General features: G+C 37.3%; 21 protein-coding genes. 12 read left to right on the plus strand and 9 right to left on the minus strand.

Annotated features, from left to right (window positions below; all coding sequences use genetic code 11):
• Window positions 1-157 precede the first annotated feature (157 nt).
• Window positions 158-1,693 carry a LytTR family DNA-binding domain-containing protein gene (locus H4J62_RS05385; protein ID WP_182214274.1) on the minus strand — a complete coding sequence of 512 codons (1,536 nt, stop codon included), beginning with the start codon at window positions 1,691-1,693 and terminating at the stop codon, window positions 158-160.
• A gap of 166 nt (window positions 1,694-1,859) precedes the next feature.
• Here H4J62_RS05385 and H4J62_RS05390 point away from each other — a divergent pair, with 166 nt between their 5' ends.
• Window positions 1,860-3,320 carry an alpha/beta fold hydrolase gene (locus tag H4J62_RS05390; protein WP_182214276.1) on the plus strand — a complete coding sequence of 487 codons (1,461 nt, stop codon included), beginning with the start codon at window positions 1,860-1,862 and terminating at the stop codon, window positions 3,318-3,320.
• 820 nt (window positions 3,321-4,140) lie between these two features.
• Window positions 4,141-5,775, plus strand: coding sequence for a M28 family metallopeptidase (locus H4J62_RS05395; protein WP_182214278.1), 1,635 nt, complete (start codon window positions 4,141-4,143; stop codon window positions 5,773-5,775).
• Window positions 5,776-5,855: 80 nt separating this feature from the next.
• On the opposite strand, the gene H4J62_RS05400 is transcribed toward H4J62_RS05395, so the two are convergent.
• Window positions 5,856-6,746, minus strand: coding sequence for a dienelactone hydrolase family protein (locus H4J62_RS05400; RefSeq protein ID WP_182214279.1), 891 nt, complete (start codon window positions 6,744-6,746; stop codon window positions 5,856-5,858).
• Between the two features lie 367 nt (window positions 6,747-7,113).
• On the opposite strand from H4J62_RS05400, the gene H4J62_RS05405 reads away from it, so the two are divergent.
• The gene (locus H4J62_RS05405) at window positions 7,114-7,611 is read left to right on the plus strand and encodes a fasciclin domain-containing protein (protein WP_182214281.1); all 498 of its coding nucleotides are present in this window, start codon (window positions 7,114-7,116) and stop codon (window positions 7,609-7,611) included.
• A gap of 211 nt (window positions 7,612-7,822) precedes the next feature.
• A complete protein-coding gene (locus H4J62_RS05410) occupies window positions 7,823-8,902 on the plus strand; it encodes a site-2 protease family protein (RefSeq protein WP_182214283.1) in 1,080 nt (359 codons plus the stop codon).
• Between the two features lie 84 nt (window positions 8,903-8,986).
• Here H4J62_RS05410 and H4J62_RS05415 read toward each other — a convergent pair whose 3' ends face one another.
• The 3 genes from H4J62_RS05415 to H4J62_RS05425 all read right to left on the minus strand — a co-directional run bounded on the left by H4J62_RS05415 (window position 8,987) and on the right by H4J62_RS05425 (window position 11,634).
• On the minus strand, window positions 8,987-9,622 hold the full coding sequence (locus tag H4J62_RS05415; RefSeq protein WP_182214285.1) for an HPP family protein: 636 nt from the start codon (window positions 9,620-9,622) through the stop codon (window positions 8,987-8,989).
• Window positions 9,623-9,800: 178 nt separating this feature from the next.
• A complete protein-coding gene (locus tag H4J62_RS05420; RefSeq protein ID WP_182203676.1) occupies window positions 9,801-10,187 on the minus strand; it encodes a hypothetical protein in 387 nt (128 codons plus the stop codon).
• A gap of 496 nt (window positions 10,188-10,683) precedes the next feature.
• Entirely contained in the window at window positions 10,684-11,634 is a 951-nt protein-coding gene (locus H4J62_RS05425; RefSeq protein WP_182214287.1) for a LysR family transcriptional regulator, read from the minus strand.
• Between the two features lie 163 nt (window positions 11,635-11,797).
• Between H4J62_RS05425 and purE the strand changes: the two genes are divergently transcribed.
• The 6 genes from purE (at window position 11,798) to H4J62_RS20345 (ending at window position 16,707) form a co-directional block, all read left to right on the plus strand.
• Window positions 11,798-12,277: a 5-(carboxyamino)imidazole ribonucleotide mutase gene (gene purE / locus H4J62_RS05430; RefSeq protein WP_182170260.1), complete on the plus strand. Its 480-nt coding sequence runs from the start codon at window positions 11,798-11,800 to the stop codon at window positions 12,275-12,277.
• Window positions 12,277-13,389 (plus strand): 5-(carboxyamino)imidazole ribonucleotide synthase, encoded by a 1,113-nt coding sequence (locus H4J62_RS05435; protein ID WP_182214289.1) that lies wholly within the window; start codon window positions 12,277-12,279, stop codon window positions 13,387-13,389. Before purE ends, H4J62_RS05435 begins: the two co-directional genes overlap by 1 nt.
• Window positions 13,390-13,507: 118 nt before the next feature.
• The gene (locus tag H4J62_RS05440; protein ID WP_220470064.1) at window positions 13,508-15,130 is read left to right on the plus strand and encodes a SulP family inorganic anion transporter; all 1,623 of its coding nucleotides are present in this window, start codon (window positions 13,508-13,510) and stop codon (window positions 15,128-15,130) included.
• Between the two features lie 174 nt (window positions 15,131-15,304).
• A complete protein-coding gene (locus H4J62_RS05445) occupies window positions 15,305-15,748 on the plus strand; it encodes a SirB2 family protein (protein ID WP_182214292.1) in 444 nt (147 codons plus the stop codon).
• A gap of 107 nt (window positions 15,749-15,855) precedes the next feature.
• Window positions 15,856-16,326, plus strand: a complete 471-nt coding sequence (locus H4J62_RS05450) for a phosphate-starvation-inducible PsiE family protein (RefSeq protein ID WP_182170271.1) — start codon at window positions 15,856-15,858, stop codon at window positions 16,324-16,326.
• 255 nt (window positions 16,327-16,581) lie between these two features.
• Window positions 16,582-16,707, plus strand: a complete 126-nt coding sequence (locus tag H4J62_RS20345) for a hypothetical protein (RefSeq protein WP_259364629.1) — start codon at window positions 16,582-16,584, stop codon at window positions 16,705-16,707.
• On the opposite strand, the gene yghU is transcribed toward H4J62_RS20345, so the two are convergent.
• The 3 genes from yghU to H4J62_RS05465 form a co-directional block, all read right to left on the minus strand.
• A complete protein-coding gene (yghU, locus tag H4J62_RS05455) occupies window positions 16,708-17,580 on the minus strand; it encodes a glutathione-dependent disulfide-bond oxidoreductase (protein WP_182214294.1) in 873 nt (290 codons plus the stop codon).
• A gap of 154 nt (window positions 17,581-17,734) precedes the next feature.
• Window positions 17,735-18,529 (minus strand): ABC transporter substrate-binding protein, encoded by a 795-nt coding sequence (locus tag H4J62_RS05460; protein ID WP_182214296.1) that lies wholly within the window; start codon window positions 18,527-18,529, stop codon window positions 17,735-17,737.
• A gap of 468 nt (window positions 18,530-18,997) precedes the next feature.
• Window positions 18,998-19,168, minus strand: a complete 171-nt coding sequence (locus tag H4J62_RS05465; RefSeq protein WP_182214298.1) for a hypothetical protein — start codon at window positions 19,166-19,168, stop codon at window positions 18,998-19,000.
• A gap of 304 nt (window positions 19,169-19,472) precedes the next feature.
• On the opposite strand from H4J62_RS05465, the gene H4J62_RS05470 reads away from it, so the two are divergent.
• Both H4J62_RS05470 and H4J62_RS05475 read left to right on the plus strand, forming a co-directional pair.
• Window positions 19,473-20,615, plus strand: a complete 1,143-nt coding sequence (locus H4J62_RS05470) for a GNAT family N-acetyltransferase (protein ID WP_182214300.1) — start codon at window positions 19,473-19,475, stop codon at window positions 20,613-20,615.
• Window positions 20,616-20,623: 8 nt separating this feature from the next.
• The gene (locus H4J62_RS05475; RefSeq protein ID WP_182214302.1) at window positions 20,624-21,226 is read left to right on the plus strand and encodes a DUF938 domain-containing protein; all 603 of its coding nucleotides are present in this window, start codon (window positions 20,624-20,626) and stop codon (window positions 21,224-21,226) included.
• Between the two features lie 81 nt (window positions 21,227-21,307).
• Here H4J62_RS05475 and H4J62_RS05480 read toward each other — a convergent pair whose 3' ends face one another.
• A complete protein-coding gene (locus H4J62_RS05480) occupies window positions 21,308-22,057 on the minus strand; it encodes an ABC transporter substrate-binding protein (RefSeq protein WP_182214303.1) in 750 nt (249 codons plus the stop codon).
• Between the last annotated feature and the right edge of the window lie 42 nt (window positions 22,058-22,099).

Consider the following 22,099-nt stretch of genomic DNA (forward strand, 5'->3'; position numbering starts at 1 on the left):
TCATTCGCTCATCCTTATTTCTGTCCCAAAATGTGTTTAGTCTAAGATTAGATTTTCGACATTCGACATTCGATATACAATAAATGTAATCATGGCTTAAAGTTTACCTGCCTCTGTCTATCAAGTGAGAGGCATATAGGTTGCAAGTATTCTAAACTCAACTTTGTTTTATGTAATTTCGCACCGTAGGCATAATTCTTCGACTTACGGGTACTTCCACTGCGTCGTGCAGTTGCAGGAAGCCTGCGCCCGATGTTTCAGTCTGATGTGAGCTTTTGGTATTCAAACTGTTAATAAATTCCACATTCACTAAATATGAACGATGCACCCTTAAAAACGTTTTAGGAAGGCTAGACTCTAACTCTTTTAAACTGCCTGTAAACAAGCGCTGTTGGTGGTCTTTTAGATTTATTTCTACGTAATCACCCGCAGCTTTGCAAAACACCACTTGGTTGCTGGCGATGATCTCTATTTTCCCTGCGCTGTTAATTTTGATTGTACTTGGCTCAGTTTGTTGTTGGTTTTGTTCTAGTTTGAATTGCAGTTTTGCGACTAAGGCTTGTTCTGCTTCCTTGTCTTTTTGTTCTTGGTTGAGCTTTTGCGCTTGAAGAACAAATAGTAATATTAGCACCCCTGTAATGATGTAATAAAACAGCACATCGTGAAAGGTAGTTAACGTTAATACAATTGTGACTGAAAACAAAACAAACACAGCAGCATAAATTGCCCACTCTTTTGATTTGGTCTTTACAGCTTGAGTCGTTAAAAGTGTGGCACTAATCGCACTTGGGACAAATATCGCCAAAGCGGTTTTAGGGTCAAAACCAGGGGTTAACAACACAGTTAATAAACTAAAACTGCCACCTGCAAAAACCCACAAATACGGCTTGTTCTTTTCTAATTTTAAAATAATAAAAGTCAAAAAACACAAGCCAAATAGAAGCGAGAGCGAAACAATGAGCAACAGTCTGACATCCTGAAATGGATACGGATAAGAAAATAATGAACGGGATATTTCGGCAAATAGCTGTAATGACGCAAACGAGGTCATCAATAAAAATAACAAATTGTTTGGGCGATTTCTGGGGCTGAAACTAGCCACCAAAAAGTAAATAGCGCCTAACAGGAGTGCACCTAGCGGCACTATTGATACACCTAAATTCCGGTGAATAAAGTAAGTAGGGTCGGAATAGATGCCAAAACCGATAAAATTCAGCGGGTTGCTTAAGGTTAAAAATCCGTGATGTGATGACATTTTTATAATAATTTCGTTGATTTTAGGTTTTATTAAATTAGCGGGTACATAAAACATTGCATCTATTTTACCTACCTGTTCTAAGTTAGGAATAACATTAGGTGAGCCGTTACTTCCTAAATATTGACCATTAAAATAGACCTTACTCGCCGCCTTACCTGAAATATAAACACTGTGAGGATTTTTGTCTTTCAGCATATATTCAGGAACATTGACGGTTGTTTTTACCCATAAAGCTGTGTTTTGAGGATCTATTTTCCAAGCGTTTGTTGTTTTACATTCTCGTTCACTAAAACTGGGTATCACATTAGAGGAAGAGGTAATCGGGCAGATAATGACTGAGTCTAGATTAATAGTCACTAATGATTGTGAAAAACCAAACCCAGAATACAAGCACAGGATGGTACAGAGTTGAAGTAGAAAAATACGTATTGTCATGTTAAATATTATATTAAAAATTCAGTCGTTTTGCTCGACCATTTACCGATTAGTTTATACCACTTAACGGAATAAGCGGAATAAAACATGCCTTTCAACGAGTTATGGATGCATCTACTTGTTACTTAAGCAATAGTGACGACATTAAAACTCGAAGGAAGAAATTATGAATATTAAAAATTTAACCGTTGGTTTGTTGTTATTAACAGTCACATTAATGTCATTTTACAGTTTTGCGGCCAAGACGTTTGGCAATGAGAAAGAAATTCAATTCAAAAGTGGTGAGCAGTCAGTGATGGCTTACGAAGGTTCTATTCAGGTATTGGAAAACCGTAACGATAAAAATAGCCGTACCATTCCACTGACCTATGTACGTTTTCCTGCCACTGGCAATAAAAAAGGGTCACCTATAGTTTATTTGTCGGGAGGACCTGGAGGCTCAGGTATTTCTACTGCGCAGTACCCAAATTTTCGATTCCCACTATTTATGGCGTTAAGAGAGTTTGGCGATGTAATCGCTTTAGATCAGCGTGGAACAGGCAAGTCGCAGATTGTCCCTAAGTGTGAATCGAAAAAATCTTTACCATTGAATGAACGTTTATCTGAATCACAAGTGACCAAGATTTATCGTGCTGCGGCAACAGAGTGTGTTGAGTTTTGGAACAAAAAAGGCGCTGATGTACTTGGTTATACTACAGTGCAAAGTGCCCACGACTTAAATGATTTAAGGAAACACCTACAGGCTGACAAACTTACTTTATGGGGCATTTCTTATGGTACTCATCTAGCACTTGCCAGTCTAAAGGTGATGGAAAATCACATAGACAAAATGGTACTTGCCAGTGCGGAAGGACTAAACCAAACAGTAAAGCTACCAGCCAGAACTGAAGCGTATTTTAAGCGTTTGCAGCAAGCTATTAATCAACAGCCTAAAGCCAAAGCAGAATATCCTGATGTTATTGGCTTAGTAAAACGTGTAAACAGAAAATTAGAAGCTAACCCTATTACAGTAACAATGCCGCAAAAAGACGGTGAGCCAATTGAGTTCTTATTTCAAAAAAGTCACATGCAAGGAATAGCGTCTGCAATGATTTCAGATCCGCACCGCTATGTGTCTATGCTGTTGCAAATATACTCAGGTATTGATAGTGGAATAACTGCAATGTTACCTAGCGTTATCGAACGTGCTGGTTTTATGGACTCTAAAATCAGCTTCGACATCATGTCGTTTGGAATGGATGTCGCATCAGGCGTCTCAGACGAACGATTAAACTTAATTGAGCAACAAGCTCCAGCTTCATTAGTAGGTAAAATGCTGAATTTCCCAATGCCGCATTTAAACAAAGTTATTCCAAATTTAGACTTAGGTGATGATTTCCGCACTAAGCCAAAAAGTGACGTACCGACGTTATTATTAACAGGCACACTAGACGGAAGAACATATGTACAGTCGCAATATGAAGCTACAGCAGGTTTGAGTAACTTAACAAAAGTAACGGTAAATAATGCAGGTCATAACTTGTTTATGGTATCACCCAAAGTAACTGAAACGATTAAAATATTCTTGAGTGACAAGCCAGTAGAAGACAAAGAAATCGAGTTTACATTACCGCCATTTGTGAGGTAATAAATCGCATTTAGCTAACGGCTGCAATAGTCTGTGAACAGCCGTTAGTAACTCAAAAGTTAATGTCAGCTTTTGGCTCAGGCTGTGTGAAAACTATTCTGAACTTGCGTAATTTGGAAATATCAACGAAAAAAGGCTCTGTAGATTTAAATCTGTAATAAGTTTAGTGTCAAACTACCTTTGAATTTACATAGCGTTGCATAAAAATTGTAAGCTGAGAGTTTGGGCTATAAGCAGTCTTCTATAGACTGCTTTTTAGTTTCAATATTAGTTCGGCTTTGTACCTTCCTGACATTAGCCTTCATATACTTTTTAATGCATTGTTTCTATCATGTTACGGATACTCTTCAGTGAAACACAACTACCGGTTAATTTATGCGTTAGGTTTTGTTTAAATAATAGTTAAATTGATTTTAAATTTGGGCTATTACGGCGACTTCTCATTATTATTTTCTGATAAAAAAATAAAAAGACATCTAAGCATGACAAATAGCAATTGGCTATTAATGGAGTGTTATTAATACTAATCCGAATTCAGTTTTATCGCATTAGTGCTAATGTCTCAAAAGTGGCAAAAATGATCATTAGAAGCCAATCTCATTTAGTGATTGGTCGTCTCAAACTTTATACGTTTTCACACAAGGTCATCATTTTAAGATTATTCATATGATGACCTTGCTTATATTATGAGTTTATTTACGGACTTAATACTTTATTAACTAGTTAACTCTTTGCTGACTATAACTTTTCAACTAAGTCTATCAAACGCCGCCAATACTCGTTTATAATCCAAGTGTCATTCTTAATAAAAGTATAAAAAATGAAAAATAAAATAGCTTTAACCTTATTTACTTTAGCGCTGGTAAGTGGCTGTGGCAAAGAAAGTAATGTTTCAAAAAATACCGAAGTAGATGTTGCGGCGAGTTATCAAAGCATTAACAAAGAACAACTTATTGAGCATATCAAAGTACTTGCTTCAGATGAGTTTGAAGGGCGCGCACCGTCAAGTAAAGGTGAAGCGCTTACGCTTGATTACTTAACTAAACAATTAACGGCAATAGGTTTTAAGCCAGGCAATGGTAATAGTTTCCTGCAAGCTGTACCTATGGTGTCAATTGAGGCATCACCAGACATGACATTGTCAATTGGTGATAAAGACTATCAATACGGAACGGATATGGTAATGGGCTCTGCTCGCATAAGTAACCTTGAACAACTTAAAGACTCAGAATTAGTCTTTGTTGGTTACGGTATTAATGCGCCAGAATACAACTGGAATGATTACCAAGATTTGGATGTTAAAGGTAAAACCGTTGTGATTTTAGTTAATGATCCGGGTTTTGCAACTCAAGACGCTAAACTTTTCAACGGTAATGCGATGACCTATTACGGGCGCTGGACCTATAAATATGAAGAAGCTAGCCGACAAGGTGCTGAAGGTGCGATCATCATTCATGAAACCGCTCCGGCATCATACGATTGGTCGGTAGTAGAACACTCGTGGTCTGGTCCTCAATTTGGCTTTGTGCGTGAAGACAAAAATAAAGACCGTGTTGCGGTTGAAGGTTGGATAAATAGCGAGGTTGCCAAAGAGTTATTTACTAAAGCCGGTGTCAACTTCGAACAGGCTAAAGTTGCGGCTGCCAAGGGAAGTTATCATCTTGATATGGGCGACTTAACAGCTTCTGTTACCGTAAATAACACCGTGAAAGAATCAGTGTCTTATAACTTTATCGCCACCTTACCTGGAAGCGTTAAGCCTGATGAGCATATTTTATATACCGCACATTGGGATCATTTAGGCAAAGATACCAGCTTAATTGGCGACCAAATTTATAATGGCGCTGTCGATAATGCATCGGGTACTGGGGCACTTATTGAAGTCGCTGAAGCCTTTGCTAAATTGCCTGTTGCACCAGCGCGTTCCATTACCATCATGGCAGTAACTGCAGAAGAACAAGGGTTGTTAGGTTCTAAGTTTTATGCGGCTAATCCTATTATTCCAGCGGCTAAGACAGTTGCAAATATTAATATGGATGCTTTAGGGGTGAATGGTCGCAGTAGCGATGTCTCTGTCTATGGATTAGGGCAGTCAGAACTTGATAACTTTCTTAGTGATGCAGCGAAGAAGCAAAACCGCACTATAGCCGGGGATCCTCGTCCTGCTGCGGGTATCTATTACCGCTCTGATCACTTTGCCTTTGCAAATATCGGCATTCCGGCGTTATATGCTAAAACGGGAGAAACTGCCGTTGATGAAGCGACTAAAGTGTTGCGAACTCAATTAAAGGAAAGTCTTGGTAAGTGTTATCACAACCTTTGTGATGAATATAATGATACATGGGATCTTTCTGGCGCCGAAGAAGATATGCAAGCATTTTTTGACATTGGTTATCAGCTTTCCAAAGAAAATGTGTGGCCACAATGGAGTAAAACATCAGAGTTTAAACGCTAAATATAGCTAAGCGAGTACAAGTCTACTTTATTGATGACTTTGCTCGCTTAACTCGTTAATAAAGTGTTTTTAGATGATTTTTATACCAGCTTCTCAGTAAAAAAGGCTAGGGTGCGATGCCAGGCAAGCTCGGCATTTTCTTTATCATAACGGCTGGTTGAGTCATTATGAAAGCCATGTTTGGCATTTTTATAGATCTGCATTTGATAGGGGGCTTGAACAATTTTTAAGTCACTTTCATAGTCAGGCCAAGAGTTATTAACCCTTTCATCGAGTTCAGCCAATTGAATCAGTAACGAAGCCTTAATATTTTTACGTAATTCTTTTTTGGCTGGTGTGCCATAAAAAGGTACGCCAGCAATAATCAAATCAGACTCCACTGCGGCTAAATAATTGACTATGTAACCACCAAAACAAAAGCCAACAGCACCAAGCTTTCCATTACTTCTGTGATGTTTTTTGATGAATTTTGCTGCTGCAACAAAGTCATGCTGTATTTTTTCAGCATCCATCGACTTTTGCATAGATCTGCCTTCATCATCATTACCAGGATATCCACCTAAGGGGAACAAAGCATCTGGAGCAAAGGCAAGATACCCAGCTTTAGCTAAACGTCGAGCAACATCTTTTACGTAGGGGTTTAGGCCTCTGTTTTCATGAATAACTAAAACAACAGGCAAGGTTCCTGTTTTGTTGGTTGGTGTTACTAAGTAGCCGACACCTTTACCGTGACCTTCGGGTGAATCGAAAGTTTCATAGGAAGCTTTTATTTCATCATCATTAAAAGAAACTTGTTCGGCTAGGGCATAATTTGGAAGCAATGCTGATGTGAGCACTGTCATTGAGTATCCCACTGCAACTAAAGTCGCTAATTTTGCCATAAAGCTTCTGCGATCCATACCGCCATGAGCGTATTCGTCGTACCAGTCAAATGCTTCTTGAGGGATATCACTAGCTGATTTTTTTGACATTTATTTATCTCACTTATTTATTTAAATAATCTAACCCTTCATAAACAACTTATAAAATATATTTATTTAAGTATTTTCGCAAATTTATTAAGGTAAATTATTATTGATTACTTAGACGTTATCCTTGAACTTCGATAATAAAATTTTATAGTTTTTTGCCATAGTTCATTGCTGAAACGAGGCTATTACTCAAGAATAAGGTGACGATATACTTGTAGCCTTAGGGATGGATTTTTTAGTAGATAGGGTAGATGTGATTATATTTCATCCGTTTTTATTATAAAGATGTTAAGCAAACTGATCTTAATTGTTTAACAGTACGTAAATATTGCTGAAACTAAATATTATCCATTAAATAGGAATTAACATGTTCAATAAATTTATTACAACAGGTTTACTCGTAGTTGCCAGCTTAGCTTTTATGCCGACTTCTCATGCAGAACACCATGGTATGAAAAAAGACATTGTTGATGTAGCTGCTGCAAATGGTTCTTTCAATACTCTTGTTGCTGCAGTTAAAGCCGGTGGACTTGTCGATACACTCAAAGGCAAAGGGCCTTTTACTGTATTTGCACCAACGGATGAAGCTTTTGCAAAGTTACCTGCAGGCACGGTTGAAATGCTATTAAAACCAGAAAACAAAGATAAATTAGTATCGATTTTAACTTATCACGTCGTTGCTGGAAAAGTGATGTCTACAGATGTTGTTAAAGTAGACAGTGCTACTACAGTACAAGGCCAAATGTTGATGGTGAAAGTAGATGGCGGTAATGTAATGATAAACAATGCGAAAGTGATTATGGCTGACGTTAAAGCAAGTAACGGTGTCATACATGTCATTGATACAGTGTTAATGCCTAAGTAAAGTTATTGTAAAGTATTGCTTTAACTACTGATACTTAATCAATTGTTTACTATTAAGCCAGCTTTAGCTGGCTTTTTCTATCGCGATGCGAATAAATAACTTTTTACCCGCTTATCTGTTTGCCGATAAATCAATAATAGTGGCAATAAACCTTGCTGCCCCTCCAAATATAGTGATAATCGGGCAAGGTTCTATTTACTGAGTTTATAAAGTGCAACTATTAGCAGTAACGTGTTTGAATAAAACACTACGATTAGAAGGTTCAATGGCGGGATGGCAACAACTTTTTTGGGACGACCAGTGTGTCTCACAAATTGACGCAGTCGATGGCAACGATACCTTTACCCATCAATTCTCTCTACAAAGTGAACAAGGTGATTTACATATAGAACTTAAGGGCACACTGCATTGGCAGCCTTTTGCGCTTAAATACCAGCTTTTTGTTGATAATAAACTTCAACAAGAAGATACCCTCCTTGAAAAAGATATAGAACAACGCCAAGTTAGCCAAGCTAGCAAGCAGCCGATGAAATTTAGTTTCATTGGCATGGCTGGACTTGGCTTGAAATTGTTAAAAAGTGCCAAAGTCATCAAAGTGCTATTTGCTGCTGGTAGTTTAGCCGCATATAGCTGGTTATTTTCTATTGAATTTGCCATAGCACTTATTCTTTGTCTCGTCTTTCATGAATATGGACATATTAAGGCGATGAAATACTTTGGTTTGAAAACCAAAGGTATTTACCTTATTCCCTTTGTCGGAGGCTTAGCATTGAGCGACGATAAAATTAATACCCGCTGGCAAGATGTTGTTATTTCGATAATGGGCCCTTTCTTTGGCCTAATACTCTCTATTGTTTGCTTGGTAGGTTACTGGCTAACCGATTTAGAAATACTGGCCGGTTTAGCGGTTTTTAATGCCTTACTTAATCTATTTAATTTGTTGCCGGTATTACCCTTAGATGGTGGACACATACTCAAGAGTATTGCCTTTTCAATTAATACCCGAGTTGGTTTAGTTGCTTGTGTATTAGGTGCTGCATTAGGTGTTTATATTAGTTATCACTTTGGTTTAGCGCTATTAGGCTTTTTACTTGCTATTGGTAGTATAGAAATTTTCTTTGAATATAAACGTCGACATTTGAGTGACCTATTACCCCTAAACCGTTATGCTCAAATTGTCTCAGTATTATGGTATGTCATTACATTAGGCGGGCTAAGTGGCATTATTTGGTTTGTTGGTCAAACCGGCAACAGTGCGTTGTCATTACCGCTGAAAATACTGGGAAGTTAATTTAACAGCTCGACAATTACCCCGCTATTATTGTGTTAACGGCAAACGGCCATCTTTTTAAAGCATTCTTTTATCCTCTCTTCGTTAACACCACAATGATAACGGAGGGTCGATAGCTACTGCTTTTATAATATCGGTACGTGAAATAATGCCCACTACTTTGCCATTGTTTTCTAAAATAGGAATTGTGTGCAAACGATTTTTTACTTGCAGGACCGCAATACGTCGGATGTCTGTAACTGGTTCTGCGGTATAAATTTTAGAATGCTCATTGAGAAATAAATCAGCGACGCTTTTTGATTTTGCACTTTTATCAACATCCGTGCCATGCTTTAAAAGGTATTCGTAAAGTTGTTGTCTAGATAAGCTCCCCATAAGTTGTTGCTGGCTATTTACAATTGGAAATTCTTGATATGCCCGCTCGGTAAATATCTTAATAACCGTCGTTAAAGTATCACTGGCTGATATTACGGCAACGGGGTAAGTCATAATTTGATAAGCGTGACATATCAACTCTTTTGTCTCAGTTTTACTGATAGCATCTTTATAAGCATCAATGGCTTTTGGGGGCGGCGAATAACCTTTTTTTAGCAAAGGTGAAAACTCATCGAGTTCCTGAAAACTTCGTGATTGCTCCGTCAATTGTGTTTTTTGAATATGATAGAGCTCTTCCAGTGGGCCTGAAAAGCTTCGTCCATTTGGCGTGTATATTGCGAACATGATTATCTCCTTTTACATAATGTGTTTATTGAATGCCCCATGCGCCAATATAACTATTATTATTTAAGTTTCTAGCGTTATGGTGTTCACTAACCCAGCCATTAAATAAATGAGTAAATAAGTTGTGTTATTTACTCGTTATTTTATCGGTAAGGGGTGAACACAGGGGTTAGCATTGTTAGTTCACCATTAATTCAATACGCTCTAGTTCGACCCTTTTAGAGAGTTCAATATCACTTTTAGGAGACCAAGTCGGATAATTTTTTTGCTGGCGCTTTACCTTTTTTAAAAAACTTGCTCTTGCTCTTGATAGGGCAATATTCACCGCTGACATTACAGAGCTTTGATTATCAGTAACAACAATATCAGGCATACCTTTACTGTAAATAACCACTCTACAGTGCTTATCTTTACCACCTTTGGGGCCGTTAATATCATCAATGGTCACTTTTATTACTTGAACACGATCATAAAATTTATTAAACATGTGACGTGCTTTATCTCGGATGTGCGACAAGTTTTCTGACGAAAGTTCAATTTTCAGATCGGTAATTGTTAATTCCATAAGTGCCTCGTTTAATTTTAAAAATGATTATTTACTATGACTCAGCGCCAAAGTGTTAACAGCGATGTTATCGCTTAGACAACATCATTGTTAACTGCTTAGCTGTGTTATTTATAACTAACTATTTACTGCAATTAAAGTCGATTGTAATTGTTTTATTATCAACTAAAAGTTGATAACTGTTTTTTTTAGTCGTGTAAATTACTGACAAGGCGTTAGGGAGTAAAGGGGGATTATGGCTCAGTTTAACCATGCTGTTCAGCGGTGCTTTTATACGACAGTAAGCTAAGGTATGGTGAAAGGAACTATTATTATTGGCAAATACTACAAGCACTTGGTGTTCAATTACCTCTATTCGCTAATAATGCGGTGCATGCGCTATTTTATCAAAAGGTTAAATACTTGGCTGTTCAGCCGGTATCAATCTTATGAAAAAATTGATTTAATTAGCCCATCATTTAACCTACTTTATTAAGCAGGTTAACTTAACAGTGATTTAGCGAGATAAAATATCGTTTGATATCATTTCTTTTTGTAATAATGAACGGCCATTAGTTTCAATATGAGCAAGAAATTCAGCCGCTAATAAGGTTTGACGTTTTGATTTAGACCAAACAAAAAACCAATGAGCATTTATTGGCAGTTCACTTATTGGTAAACGCACTAGTCCACTTTGTCCACCATACATTAAGGTATGCGCTGACAATATTGAGATGCCAAGCTTTGACATCACCAGATGTTTAATTGCTTCATTACTTTCAATGGTCATTTTTACATTTAGCTTAGTGTTATGATGCTTTAAAAATTCCTCAATGGCATACCTTGTACCTGAACCTTTTTCACGCATAATGAAAGGTTCCTTGCTTAAATCTTTTAAAGTGAGGTTTTTCTTTTTAGCAATGGGGTGGTCTTGATGTGCTATGGCTACCAGCGGATTGGTTAAAAATTCAATCGACTCAGTTTCAATATCAGATGGCGGATGACTAAACACATAGAAGTCGTCAATACCTTGCTTTAGGCGATCAATGGTTTGTTGTCGATTACCAATATTTAACTGTATATCTATATCTGGATATTTTTCTAAAAAAGGTCCCAACAAATGGGGAATAAAATATTTAGAAGTGGTGACAACAGCCAACCTTAAGGTGCCAGACTTAAAACCTTTAATATTGCCTATCGCCATATCAAGTCGTGAAAAACTATCAAGTACCTCTACCGCGGTTTTTACTAACTCTAGGCCTATATCCGTAAATAATATTTGTCTATTGGTATAGTTATATAGAGGAGCTCCCATTGCCTCTGCAAGCTTTTTCATTTGTATTGATACCGTTGGTTGCGTTAGAAAAAGTGCTTTTGACGCTTCTTTAATACTACCTTTATCATGAACTGACAATAATATTTCCAGCTGTCTGATTGTGCCAACATGAGCATGAAGCCTCGATTTCATAATTACACCCCATCAAATAGATTTTTATCTATTTATACTATAGGTAATATCAATTTTTATCTATTTATCTTTTTTGTCATAATATCACTATCAGAATATTTAATTAGCGGATTGATGTTTAACTCAAGCCAGCGCTTAACCATTAAAAATAAGGCCATTTACAATGAAAAAAATTAAAGTCGCGATTATCATGGGATCACAGTCAGATTGGCCAGTGATGAAAAATGCGGTTACAGTTCTTGAAGCACTGGGCATAGAGTATAAAGCTATGGTTGTTTCAGCCCATCGTACCCCTAAACGTTTATATGACTTTGCCGAGAATGCCGATAAAGAGTACAGCGTGATTATAGCGGGTGCTGGTGGCGCCGCACATTTACCCGGTATGGCTGCCGCATTAACTTGGTTACCTGTTATTGGTGTGCCGGTAATGAGCAAAGCACTCAAAGGAATGGACAGTCTATTATCTATCGTACAAATGCCTAAAGGCGTTGCAGTTGCCACCCAAGGTATTGGCGAAGCAGGCGCATTTAATGCGGGGTTAATGGCCTCACAAATCCTTGCCATTAATGATACGGTACTGCAAGGCAAGCTACAAATATGGCGTTCACAGCAAAGTGAAAGTGTCTCATGGGAGGTAGAATAATGCGCATAGCCATTGTAGGTTGTGGACAACTTTCTCGTATGTTGGCACTTGCAGGACTGCCACTAGGGATAAAATTCAGCTTTATTAATGATAATCTCCAGCAAGTAACTGATTGTGTTGACGGTTTAGGTCGAGTGGTTACACTGACTAAAAGTTGGCGGGAAGAGCAAAATATTCATAAGCTCTATAACCTCCTTGGAAAGCCTGATGTAATTACCGTAGAAAAAGAACAAGTAGATATAGAATTGCTTAAAGCTCTGCAAGCATATTGTGATGTTTTGCCAAACATTGAAGCAATTTCTGCCTGTCAGCATCGTTATCGAGAAAAGCAATTATTAGAAAAATTATCAATACCAACTTCACCCTTTGCTTATTCGTTGCCAGCTAGTGAAGCATTGAAAGTCTTACAGCTACCTATGGTGGTTAAATCTTGTAGTGATGGCTACGATGGTAAAAACCAATGGGTTCTAAAAACCTTGGCAGATATTGAATACTTTGACCGTTTAAACATCGAAGATTATATTATTGAAGCTTGGATAAAGTTCGAACGAGAAATATCTCTCGTCTCGGTTCGTTCAAAAAATGGCAATATCGAACACTATGCTTTAACAGAGAATACCCATAAAAATGGTATTTTGCTGCAATCTATTGCACCCGCTGTAGATCAAAATAATACGCTAGCGCTTAAAGCTCAAACGTATATGGAAAGCGTATTAAATGCCCTCGACTATGTTGGTGTTCTGGCGATGGAGTGCTTTGTCGTTGATGGTGAATTAATGATCAATGAATTAGCACCTCGTGTTCACAATAGTGGACATTGGACACAAGCAGGGAGTATAACCTGCCAATTTGAAAATCATATAAGAGCGGTTGCTGGCTTAGTGCTAGGTAGCACAGAGTCGCTTGGCACAGCGGGTATGATTAATTTAATCGGTAATGAAAAACCACCAATGACTTCGCTTTCAGCTTTATCAACATTGCATTGGTACAACAAATCAGTAAAACCGCAACGAAAATTGGGTCATGTTAATTTTTTCGATAAAGACCGAGTAAATCTTGTTCAACAAATGGATAATTTTGAGTGCGTTCTTAAGTTGAATCATATTCGTTAGGTTCTATGTTTTTCTGTTTACGGGTCAGATAAAATGTTATCTGGCCTGATCATCTTTTTTAGTAAGGATTTGCGCGGTGTTTGGAAATCGTTTTAAAGAGTTCAATCTCAAAGGAGATATGTTTGGTGGTGTAACTACCGCAATTATTTCTTTGCCTTTAGCACTTGCTTTTGGTGTTGCGTCAGGAGCTGGCGCTGAAGCTGGGCTTTGGGGCGCGATAATGGTTGGATTTTTTGCCGCATTGTTTGGTGGTTCATCTAGTTTGATATCAGAGCCTACCGGTCCAATGACCGTTATTATGACAGCCATATTAACCAGCATGATGGCAAAATATCCAGAAACAGGCATGGCAATTTCATTTACTATTGTGATGATGGCCGGTGCATTTCAGATGTTGCTTGGCACACTAAAGCTTGGAAAATATATTACGTTAATGCCTTATAGTGTTATTTCTGGCTTTATGTCAGGCATAGGTGTTATTTTAATTATCTTGCAGTTAGCTCCGTTATTAGGGCATCAGACACCTTCTGGTGGCGTTACGGGAAGCTTATCAGCACTGCCTAATATACTCGTAAATATTAAGTTCAGTGAATTATTTTTAGGGGCACTTACTTTAGGTATTTTATTTTACTTACCTAAACATTACCGCAAATATGTTCCGGCTCAACTGGTCGCATTAGTTGTTGTTACTGTACTTTCTTTAATTTTTTTCAACAGCGATGACATCCGCAGAATTGGTGAGATACCGGCAGGTTTACCTTCTTTAGTTATTCCTCATTTCAACGTCGACATCTTTACTACTATGGTGATAGATGCTTTGGTCCTGGGCACACTTGGCTGCATTGATACCTTATTGACTGCTGTGATTGGTGATTCATTAACACGAAAAGAACATGATCCCGACAGGGAGTTACGCGGACAAGGTATCGCTAATATGATCTCTGGCTTGTTCGGTGCTTTACCAGGCGCTGGCGCAACTATGGGTACCGTGACTAATATTCAAGTGGGTGCACGCTCACCTGTGTCAGGTATCATTCGCGCCTTGGTACTTGCATTAGTGGTGTTAGTGGCTGCAGGTCTAACTGAGCCTATCCCCATGGCTGTGTTAGCGGGGATTGCCGTTTATGTAGGTTTTAATATCCTTGACTGGAGCTTTATTCAACGTGCTCATAAAGTCAGTGTTCAGGGCATGGCCATTATGTATGGTGTTATGTTATTAACTATTTTTGTTGATTTAATTGTCGCTGTAGGTCTTGGTGTCTTCATTTCTAATATCATTGTTATTGAGCGTTTAAGTCGAGAGCAAGCCAGAAAGGTTAAAGCAATTAGTGATGCTGATGGCAATGATGTGCCATTAACTGTGCTTGAACGCGGCTTACTCGATAAAGCGAATGGTAAGGTGTTATTTTTTTACTTATCAGGGCCGATGATTTTTAGTGTATCAAAAGCTATTTCTCGTCAGCATACCAGTGTTGCAGATTTTGAGGTCATGATCCTCGATTTAACGGATGTCCCTATGATTGATGAAACGGTAGGACTTGCGCTAGAAAACGCAGTAAAAGATGCTCAAGATGGTCAATGTGAAGTTTTTTTATTATGCCCAAATAAGCAAACACATCAACAGCTCGAAAAGTGTAATGTATTGGATTTAGTCGCCAATGATAATATCTATTCATTGCGCTATGAAGCTTTAGAAGCCTCGCTAACTTATCTAGAAAAAAAGCACAGTAAGCTTGACTAAATGCTTGCATGACACAAAAACTTATCAACAGAGAAACTTGTGCAATGAATATGCTCAGCTTATCTTGGCTGAACTTATTAAAATAATATAAAAGATAGCAGTTGCTTAGGTAAATAAACGATATACTGACAGCCTAAGTATTAAATAAATAATGAATTTTTAGGGAACAACCACATGTACATGATAATTAAGCATCTACACATAACCATAATTACACTTACTTTTGTTCTTTTTCTCATTAACTTTGTGTTAATGATGAAAGGGTCTGAAAAAGCTAACAACAAACTGTTAAAAATTGGACCACATATTTTATATACGTTATTTGCTGTTACTTTTATTTATTTGGTGATCGTTAACCCGCTTAATTTGTATCCTTTCGTTAATGGTTGGGCATCATCTAAACTTGCGGGTTTTGTTATCTATGTCCTCTCTATTACGTTGGCGCTTAAGTGGGCTAAGACTAATTTGTGGCGTATTGCTGGCTTAATTAGTGCCATATTTTGGCTAGCTATGACGGCGCGACTTGGTTTTGCTGATCATATTAAAACCAAGGGGATGAATGAAGATGTTAACGCTTATATTGACCTTGGGCGGGCTATGATAGCGAATATTTGCTAGTTTCGAGCCGTATTTTCAATATTGATATTTTCTATGATCATAACGTTATGGCTTTATGAACATAGATATATCGATATATTTACCCTGCTTTTCATATAGGAAGATCCATGAGACACGAAGAATTACCTGAAAATCATTCAGATCCATTGTTAAAGGTACTGCATCGCTCGATTCGATTTGCGATAAGAATACTGGCCTTGTTAATGGTATTAGTGATCTATTGGAGTATCGCTGATGTGGTTTATGTACTCTATTTGAAACTATCGATGCCGCCTTATTTTCTTTTAGATATTGATGATATTTTACAAACTTTTGGCGCTTTTATGGTGGTGTTAATCGCGGTTGAAATCTTTATCAATATTCGTTTGTACCTTGGCTCAAACGTTATCCCGGTAGAATTGGTTGTTGCCACAGCATTGATGGCAGTTGCCCGTAAAGTTATTGTGTTAGATCTTAAACTTGTTTCTGCAGATCAAATTGTTGGTCTTGCTTTGGTGACTATTTCTCTTGGAGTAACGTACTGGTTAATAAAAAAGAAAAGTACGCAGGCTAACGAGATAATTAAGCCAGAATCATAATTTATTGACTTCTTACATATAATTTTGAATTGCAGTGTCCGTTTACCCCAATGAAAACATTAATTTTAATGTTAAATTTAACGTTTTCTTATGCGGTTTATCTGCTTGTTAGTATAAGTTATTAAGGCTAAATTCAGCGTATAAGTTAGCCTTAATACTTCGATAAATACGAATTAAACACCTAGTATATTCGAATCTACATTAAATAAATCCGATAATAAATCAAGACTCCTGCTAAGGAATAAGCAGTGAGTCATGATATTTTTGTCTTTTAAATTTTTTGCTCCTGTTATCGCCAAAGTTGGTCATGGCTCATTAGTCAATGAGCCTGCGGGTAAAAAATTTTGGCAGCACAACTATCAGGCTAAAGACCCGAGTTGATTATTGAGAATCGACTAGCTTGTCTTGAGTTTTAAGTTCAAAATCACTGGCATCATGTCGTTCATGTAATTGTTCTTCTAACTCTCCCCAAGTACGATTGACCATTAAACCACGCTTAACAGCTGCTCGATTGCCAACTTCTTCTGTCCATCGCAATAAGTTTTTATAGGATTGCGTTTGTAAAAACTCTGCAGCTTCATAGACTTTATTTTGTACTAATGCTCCATACCATGGCCATATAGCGATATCTGCAATAGTGTATTGCTCGCCACACATATATTTATTATTGGCTAAATGACGGTCGAGTACATCGAGTTGTCGTTTAACTTCCATAGTGAAACGTTCTATTGGATATTCAAATTTTTCGGGTGCGTAAGCAAAAAAATGACCAAACCCACCGCCTAAATAAGGGCCACTACCCACTTGCCAAAATAGCCATGATAAGCATTGTGCTTTAAGTAACGGCTCTTTGGGTATGAATACAGCAAACTTCTCAGCCAAATGCAGAAGTATCGCGCCAGATTCAAAAATGGGCAGTTTATTATCGCCACTATTATCAACTAAAGCCGGTATTTTAGAGTTGGGATTGATATCAACAAAGCCTGAGCTAAATTGATCACCGGCCATTATATCAATCAAGTGCGCATCGTATTCGGCTTCAGCTATATTTAACGCTAATAGCTCTTCTAATAAAATGGTAATTTTGACACCGTTAGGGGTAGCCAGCGAGTATAGCTGGAAAGGGTGCTTACCTACGGGCAAGTCGCCTTGATGCGTTTCTCCTGCAATAGGGCGATTAATACTGGCAAATTTACCACCAGACTCTTTATTCCATTCCCATATCTTTGGTGGTACATAGGTATCTGTAGACATTGTAGACTCCGTAATTATGATTGAGACTATCATTGAATGATAGTAGGATTTTTAACTAAGTAATAGCAAATTATAAACCGATAATATCAGCTTAATCTGCTGAAAAGTAATGGTGTTAGTAAGCTAAACCCGCAGTGTCTTTAATTTAACTCTATTATTTAAAATTCAACTGATATTTATTGAGTAATTCTTGATAGTAAGGAGACGCTTTTAACTGCTCAGTGAGTTGCCCAAGTGTGGTATTTATTGCTAGCGAGTCTTTTCTCTTCTTAGTTAGCGCCATATAGACAGGAGTCATTGATATATGTGGCTCTATCGCCTTAACCTGGGCGCCAACCTTTTCTTTTAAAATTAATTGATTAAACACTAATGGGTTACTGATTAACATGTCTATTTGTTTGCCGAGCAACAGTTTTAAAAGTACTTCTTCTGTTAATGCGGGCAATTTATTTAGGTAGCTGGCACCATCAAAATATTCGCCGTAGGAATATTCTCTAATAGTGCCGACAGAGTAGGGTGTTAGTTGTTTTAATTTTCCATCAAACTCAAAATTATTATCTTTTAAAGTGAATAATTGATTAATTTCATTAGCATAAGAAGGCTCAATAAAATGATACATTTGTTCGCGCTTCGGTGTTTTAAATAAGGTCAGTATTAAATCGATCCTGCCTTCTGCAACCAAGTGAACGGCCCTTGGCCAAGGGAGAATAATAAACTCAAAATCATAGTTTGAATGCGCTTCAATATAATTAAGAACCTCAACCGAAAAACCTTTTATTTCACCATTTTCTGGATAGTAAAATGGGTAGTAACCAATATTTTCCGTAGCTACGGTTAGAATTATTTTGCCCTTTTCCAATAACGCCAAATCTGGCTTTGCGCTCGATTGTGCTAATGCACTTAATGAGTAAAGGAAAAGTAAAGGTATTATTTTTATAAATTTCATCATTATAGGCAGTATAAAGCTTTATTTTTATTTATCTAGCCACTATTGATAGTCAACTTAAAGCCAGTAAAGAGCATAATTAGTTGTTAACGTTTTCACCAATTATCTGTTTATACCATTTATTTTCACTGACAAAGTCTGTTGTCGACTTTACTTTGTCAATAAAAGTTAAACCGTTCAAATTCATGCTGAAAAACTGGCTAATTCTTTTTGTTGTTCAATACCTTGTCAGTGATAATATCGGAATCTGATGTCACTGTACCATGGCACAAAACTGCGCATCTTAGGTACACTTAAACAGTCTTCTCAACCTTTTTTTCTTTAAGCTGATAAGGTCAATACTTCAGGATTGATCATGGCCGTTGCTGGCACTCCTCATCTTAAATATTTTAAACCTCAACCTCAACTGCACGTTGCCTTAATACAGCACCGCCTATATGCGCGATAGAGTAGGGAGCGGACTTTAGTTGTTTAATCTTTTGTTTTAATGGTTATTTCAATGTTTTTATTGTCACCGGCAAACCATTTTTGCACATAGATAGACCCTAAAACGGGGGGCATTCCATTCTCAGGTACTTCTTTATATCGAATACTGTTTTTATTGTGCTTTTCAAACTCGAAGTTTATCACTTTCTCAGACACCGGAAATTCACCTTTATTTACTATAAAGATGTATTGTATAAGTGCTGTTAAATAAATTCTAGTACTAGATACTCTATATATTTCAGCGAAATATCAGGCTGCGTTACTTAGTATTAGAACTCTTTTTATTGTTGGCTATTTTTTATTTTGCCACCCCTGATAACTTAAAAATATGGCTTAGTGATACATTTCGAGAAAAAATAGCGCTATCATTGACGCAACATCCTTTAATAATGCTATTTTGACAGTAAAATTAAGTCACTATTGCTAGATAAACAGCCATTGGCTGTTGAGTAAAACGCGATTGAATGCTGATATAAATATTAATTTTCTTAATCATATTGACAAAATAAGTGCTATTGATTGGCAGGCGTTAAATAATTCACCTAGCCCTTTTCTTGCTTATGAGTTTTTTAGCGCGCTTGAAAAAAGTGACTCAGTTAGTGTTAAACAAGGTTGGCAAGCTCATCATTTAGTGACATCAACAAACGGTGATGTCACAGGCGTTATGCCGATGTACTTGAAAAGCCACTCTTGGGGGGAGTATGTTTTTGATTGGGATTGGGCCGAGGCTTATCAACGCAATGAGATAAATTATTACCCTAAATTAGTCGCAACTATTCCCTTTACCCCCGTAACCAGTAATAAATTACTTTCAGAAAAATTCCAAATAAATGAGTTGTTTGCACCGCTCATTGAACATTGCCAGCAAGAAAATATTAATAGTTGGCATATATTATACTGTGATGAAATAAAAACAGTTTTACCAGCGGATATTTATCAACGTAATACGGTGCAATTTCACTGGTTTAATCGTGATTATAAAACCTTTGACGACTTTCTAGGTACGTTTACTTCGCGCAAAAGAAAAAACACTCGCAAAGAAAGGCTGTCTATTACTCAACAAGAGATTAAAATTCGTCAACTGAAAAATAGCGAAATTAGCCGACAAGAACTTGATTTTTTCTATCTAACTTATCAATTAACTTATTTAAAGCGGGGTCATCAACCACACTTGAGCTATGATTTTTTTAAGCAAATAGTGCTTAGTATGACTGATAATATTTTATTGATCATCGCCAGTCATCAGCAAGAAGACATCGCCTGTGCGCTCTTTTTTTATGATGATACTCACTTATATGGGCGATATTGGGGCTGTACTAAACATTATAATAATTTACATTTTGAGCTTTGTTATTATCGAGGTATCGAGTTTTGTATTGAACACAACTTGCAAGTTTTTAACCCGGGTACTCAAGGTGAACACAAAATTCAACGGGGCTTTGAACCAACATTAACCTACTCTTACCACTGGATAAAACACCCAGCTTTTAAGGCAGCAATTAAAAATTTTTGTCATCAAGAGCAACAGCATATGCTAACGTACCAGCAGCAATGCCAGCAGGCGTTACCTTTCAAAACGTTAGCTACCAATGAATCAACTTAAGAAAAATAATGAATAAACCTTTTTCCCAAGCATGTGAAAACAATAAATCACCTATTTTGAATGTTTTAACGAAAGTGTTTGCAAGTGCTAAGCATGTCCTTGAAATTGGCTCAGGAACAGGGCAGCACGCGGCCTTTTTTGGTCCAAATTTACCCCATCTAACCTGGCAAACCAGTGATTTACTAATAAACCATCAGGGTATTAATGCCTGGCTCGATGAAAGCAAGTGGTTGAATGTAAAAAGGCCGGTCGTCGTTGATCTAAATAGAACTTGGCCTAAGCTTAATCAAAATGCCCCCCTTGATGGCGTATATACCGCTAATACACTGCATATCATTAGCTGGCCATTAGTGGTTAAGTTTTTTGAGGGGCTTGCGCAAAACTTATCATCTTCAGCAAGTATTTGTATATACGGACCTTTTAACTATCAAGGGCAGTTCTCTAGTGAGAGTAACGCAGACTTCGATGTGTGGCTTAAAGAAAGAGATAAGGATAGCGGTATTAGAGATATTGAGGCAGTCTTATTATTGGCAACGGGAGCAGGACTTGAGTTAATTGACGATCATCCAATGCCCGCGAATAATCGGCTATTAGTTTTTTCTAAAATATAAAAATTCAATATCGTCAATATTTAACGCCGCTCTCGATTTCAAGCGATTAACAAAAATTGATTAATGGCTTGATGAAAGCCGCTATTTGAAATCGCCGATGTATTTGTTGACGATTGTCTGGATCTCCCCATTACTTTTAAGCTTTTCTACTGATTTTTTTAATATTTTCATTGTCTGGGTATTTATCTTCTTTTTAGAAAAATGAAGTACAAAATCTTTGAAACTTAGTTGTAATGGTGAATTCAATACCTCAGGTTTTATGCCAAGTTGCTTAGCGTTGTAATATAATCCAACATTGGTACCAATACAGCCGTCAATTCGACCACTGATTAACAGTTTTAGCATTTGTGTGTAATTATTGACTTCAACTTTATTAATGGCGGTATCATTATCAAAATTGACATCAAATTCACCGCCTCGCACCACTCCCACTGTTTTTCCATGGAGATCCTTTAGGCTTCGATAGTGAGTTCCCGCCCTAGACAGGATAATAATTGGCATAGTGATCACTGAGACTAATGGGATGGAGACCACGGGCAACTGATCATTATTGAAACGTAGCACAAAATCTGATTTGCCTTGTTTCAGGTGAATAATAGTACGAGCATAAGGAATTATCTTATTGGTATAGTTAAGCCCTGCTACTTCGGCAATTCTATTACTTATTTCGAACATCATTCCAGTTGGCTTACTATTGTCCCCAATAAAGCCAAAGGGAGCGACATTGATTGTTTCAATCTGGAGTGTTTGCCCGGAAAGTGGAAAAACATTGCCTATTAACGTCATCAAGGTAATAAATTTTACTAGCATATTTTTATTACGTTGTTTCATTACGGCTCTCTTATTATGAAAAGATAACTGTTCAACTTGCGA

The organism is Colwellia sp. BRX8-5 (genome assembly GCF_014077325.1).
Classification (GTDB): Bacteria; Pseudomonadota; Gammaproteobacteria; order Enterobacterales; family Alteromonadaceae; genus Colwellia_A.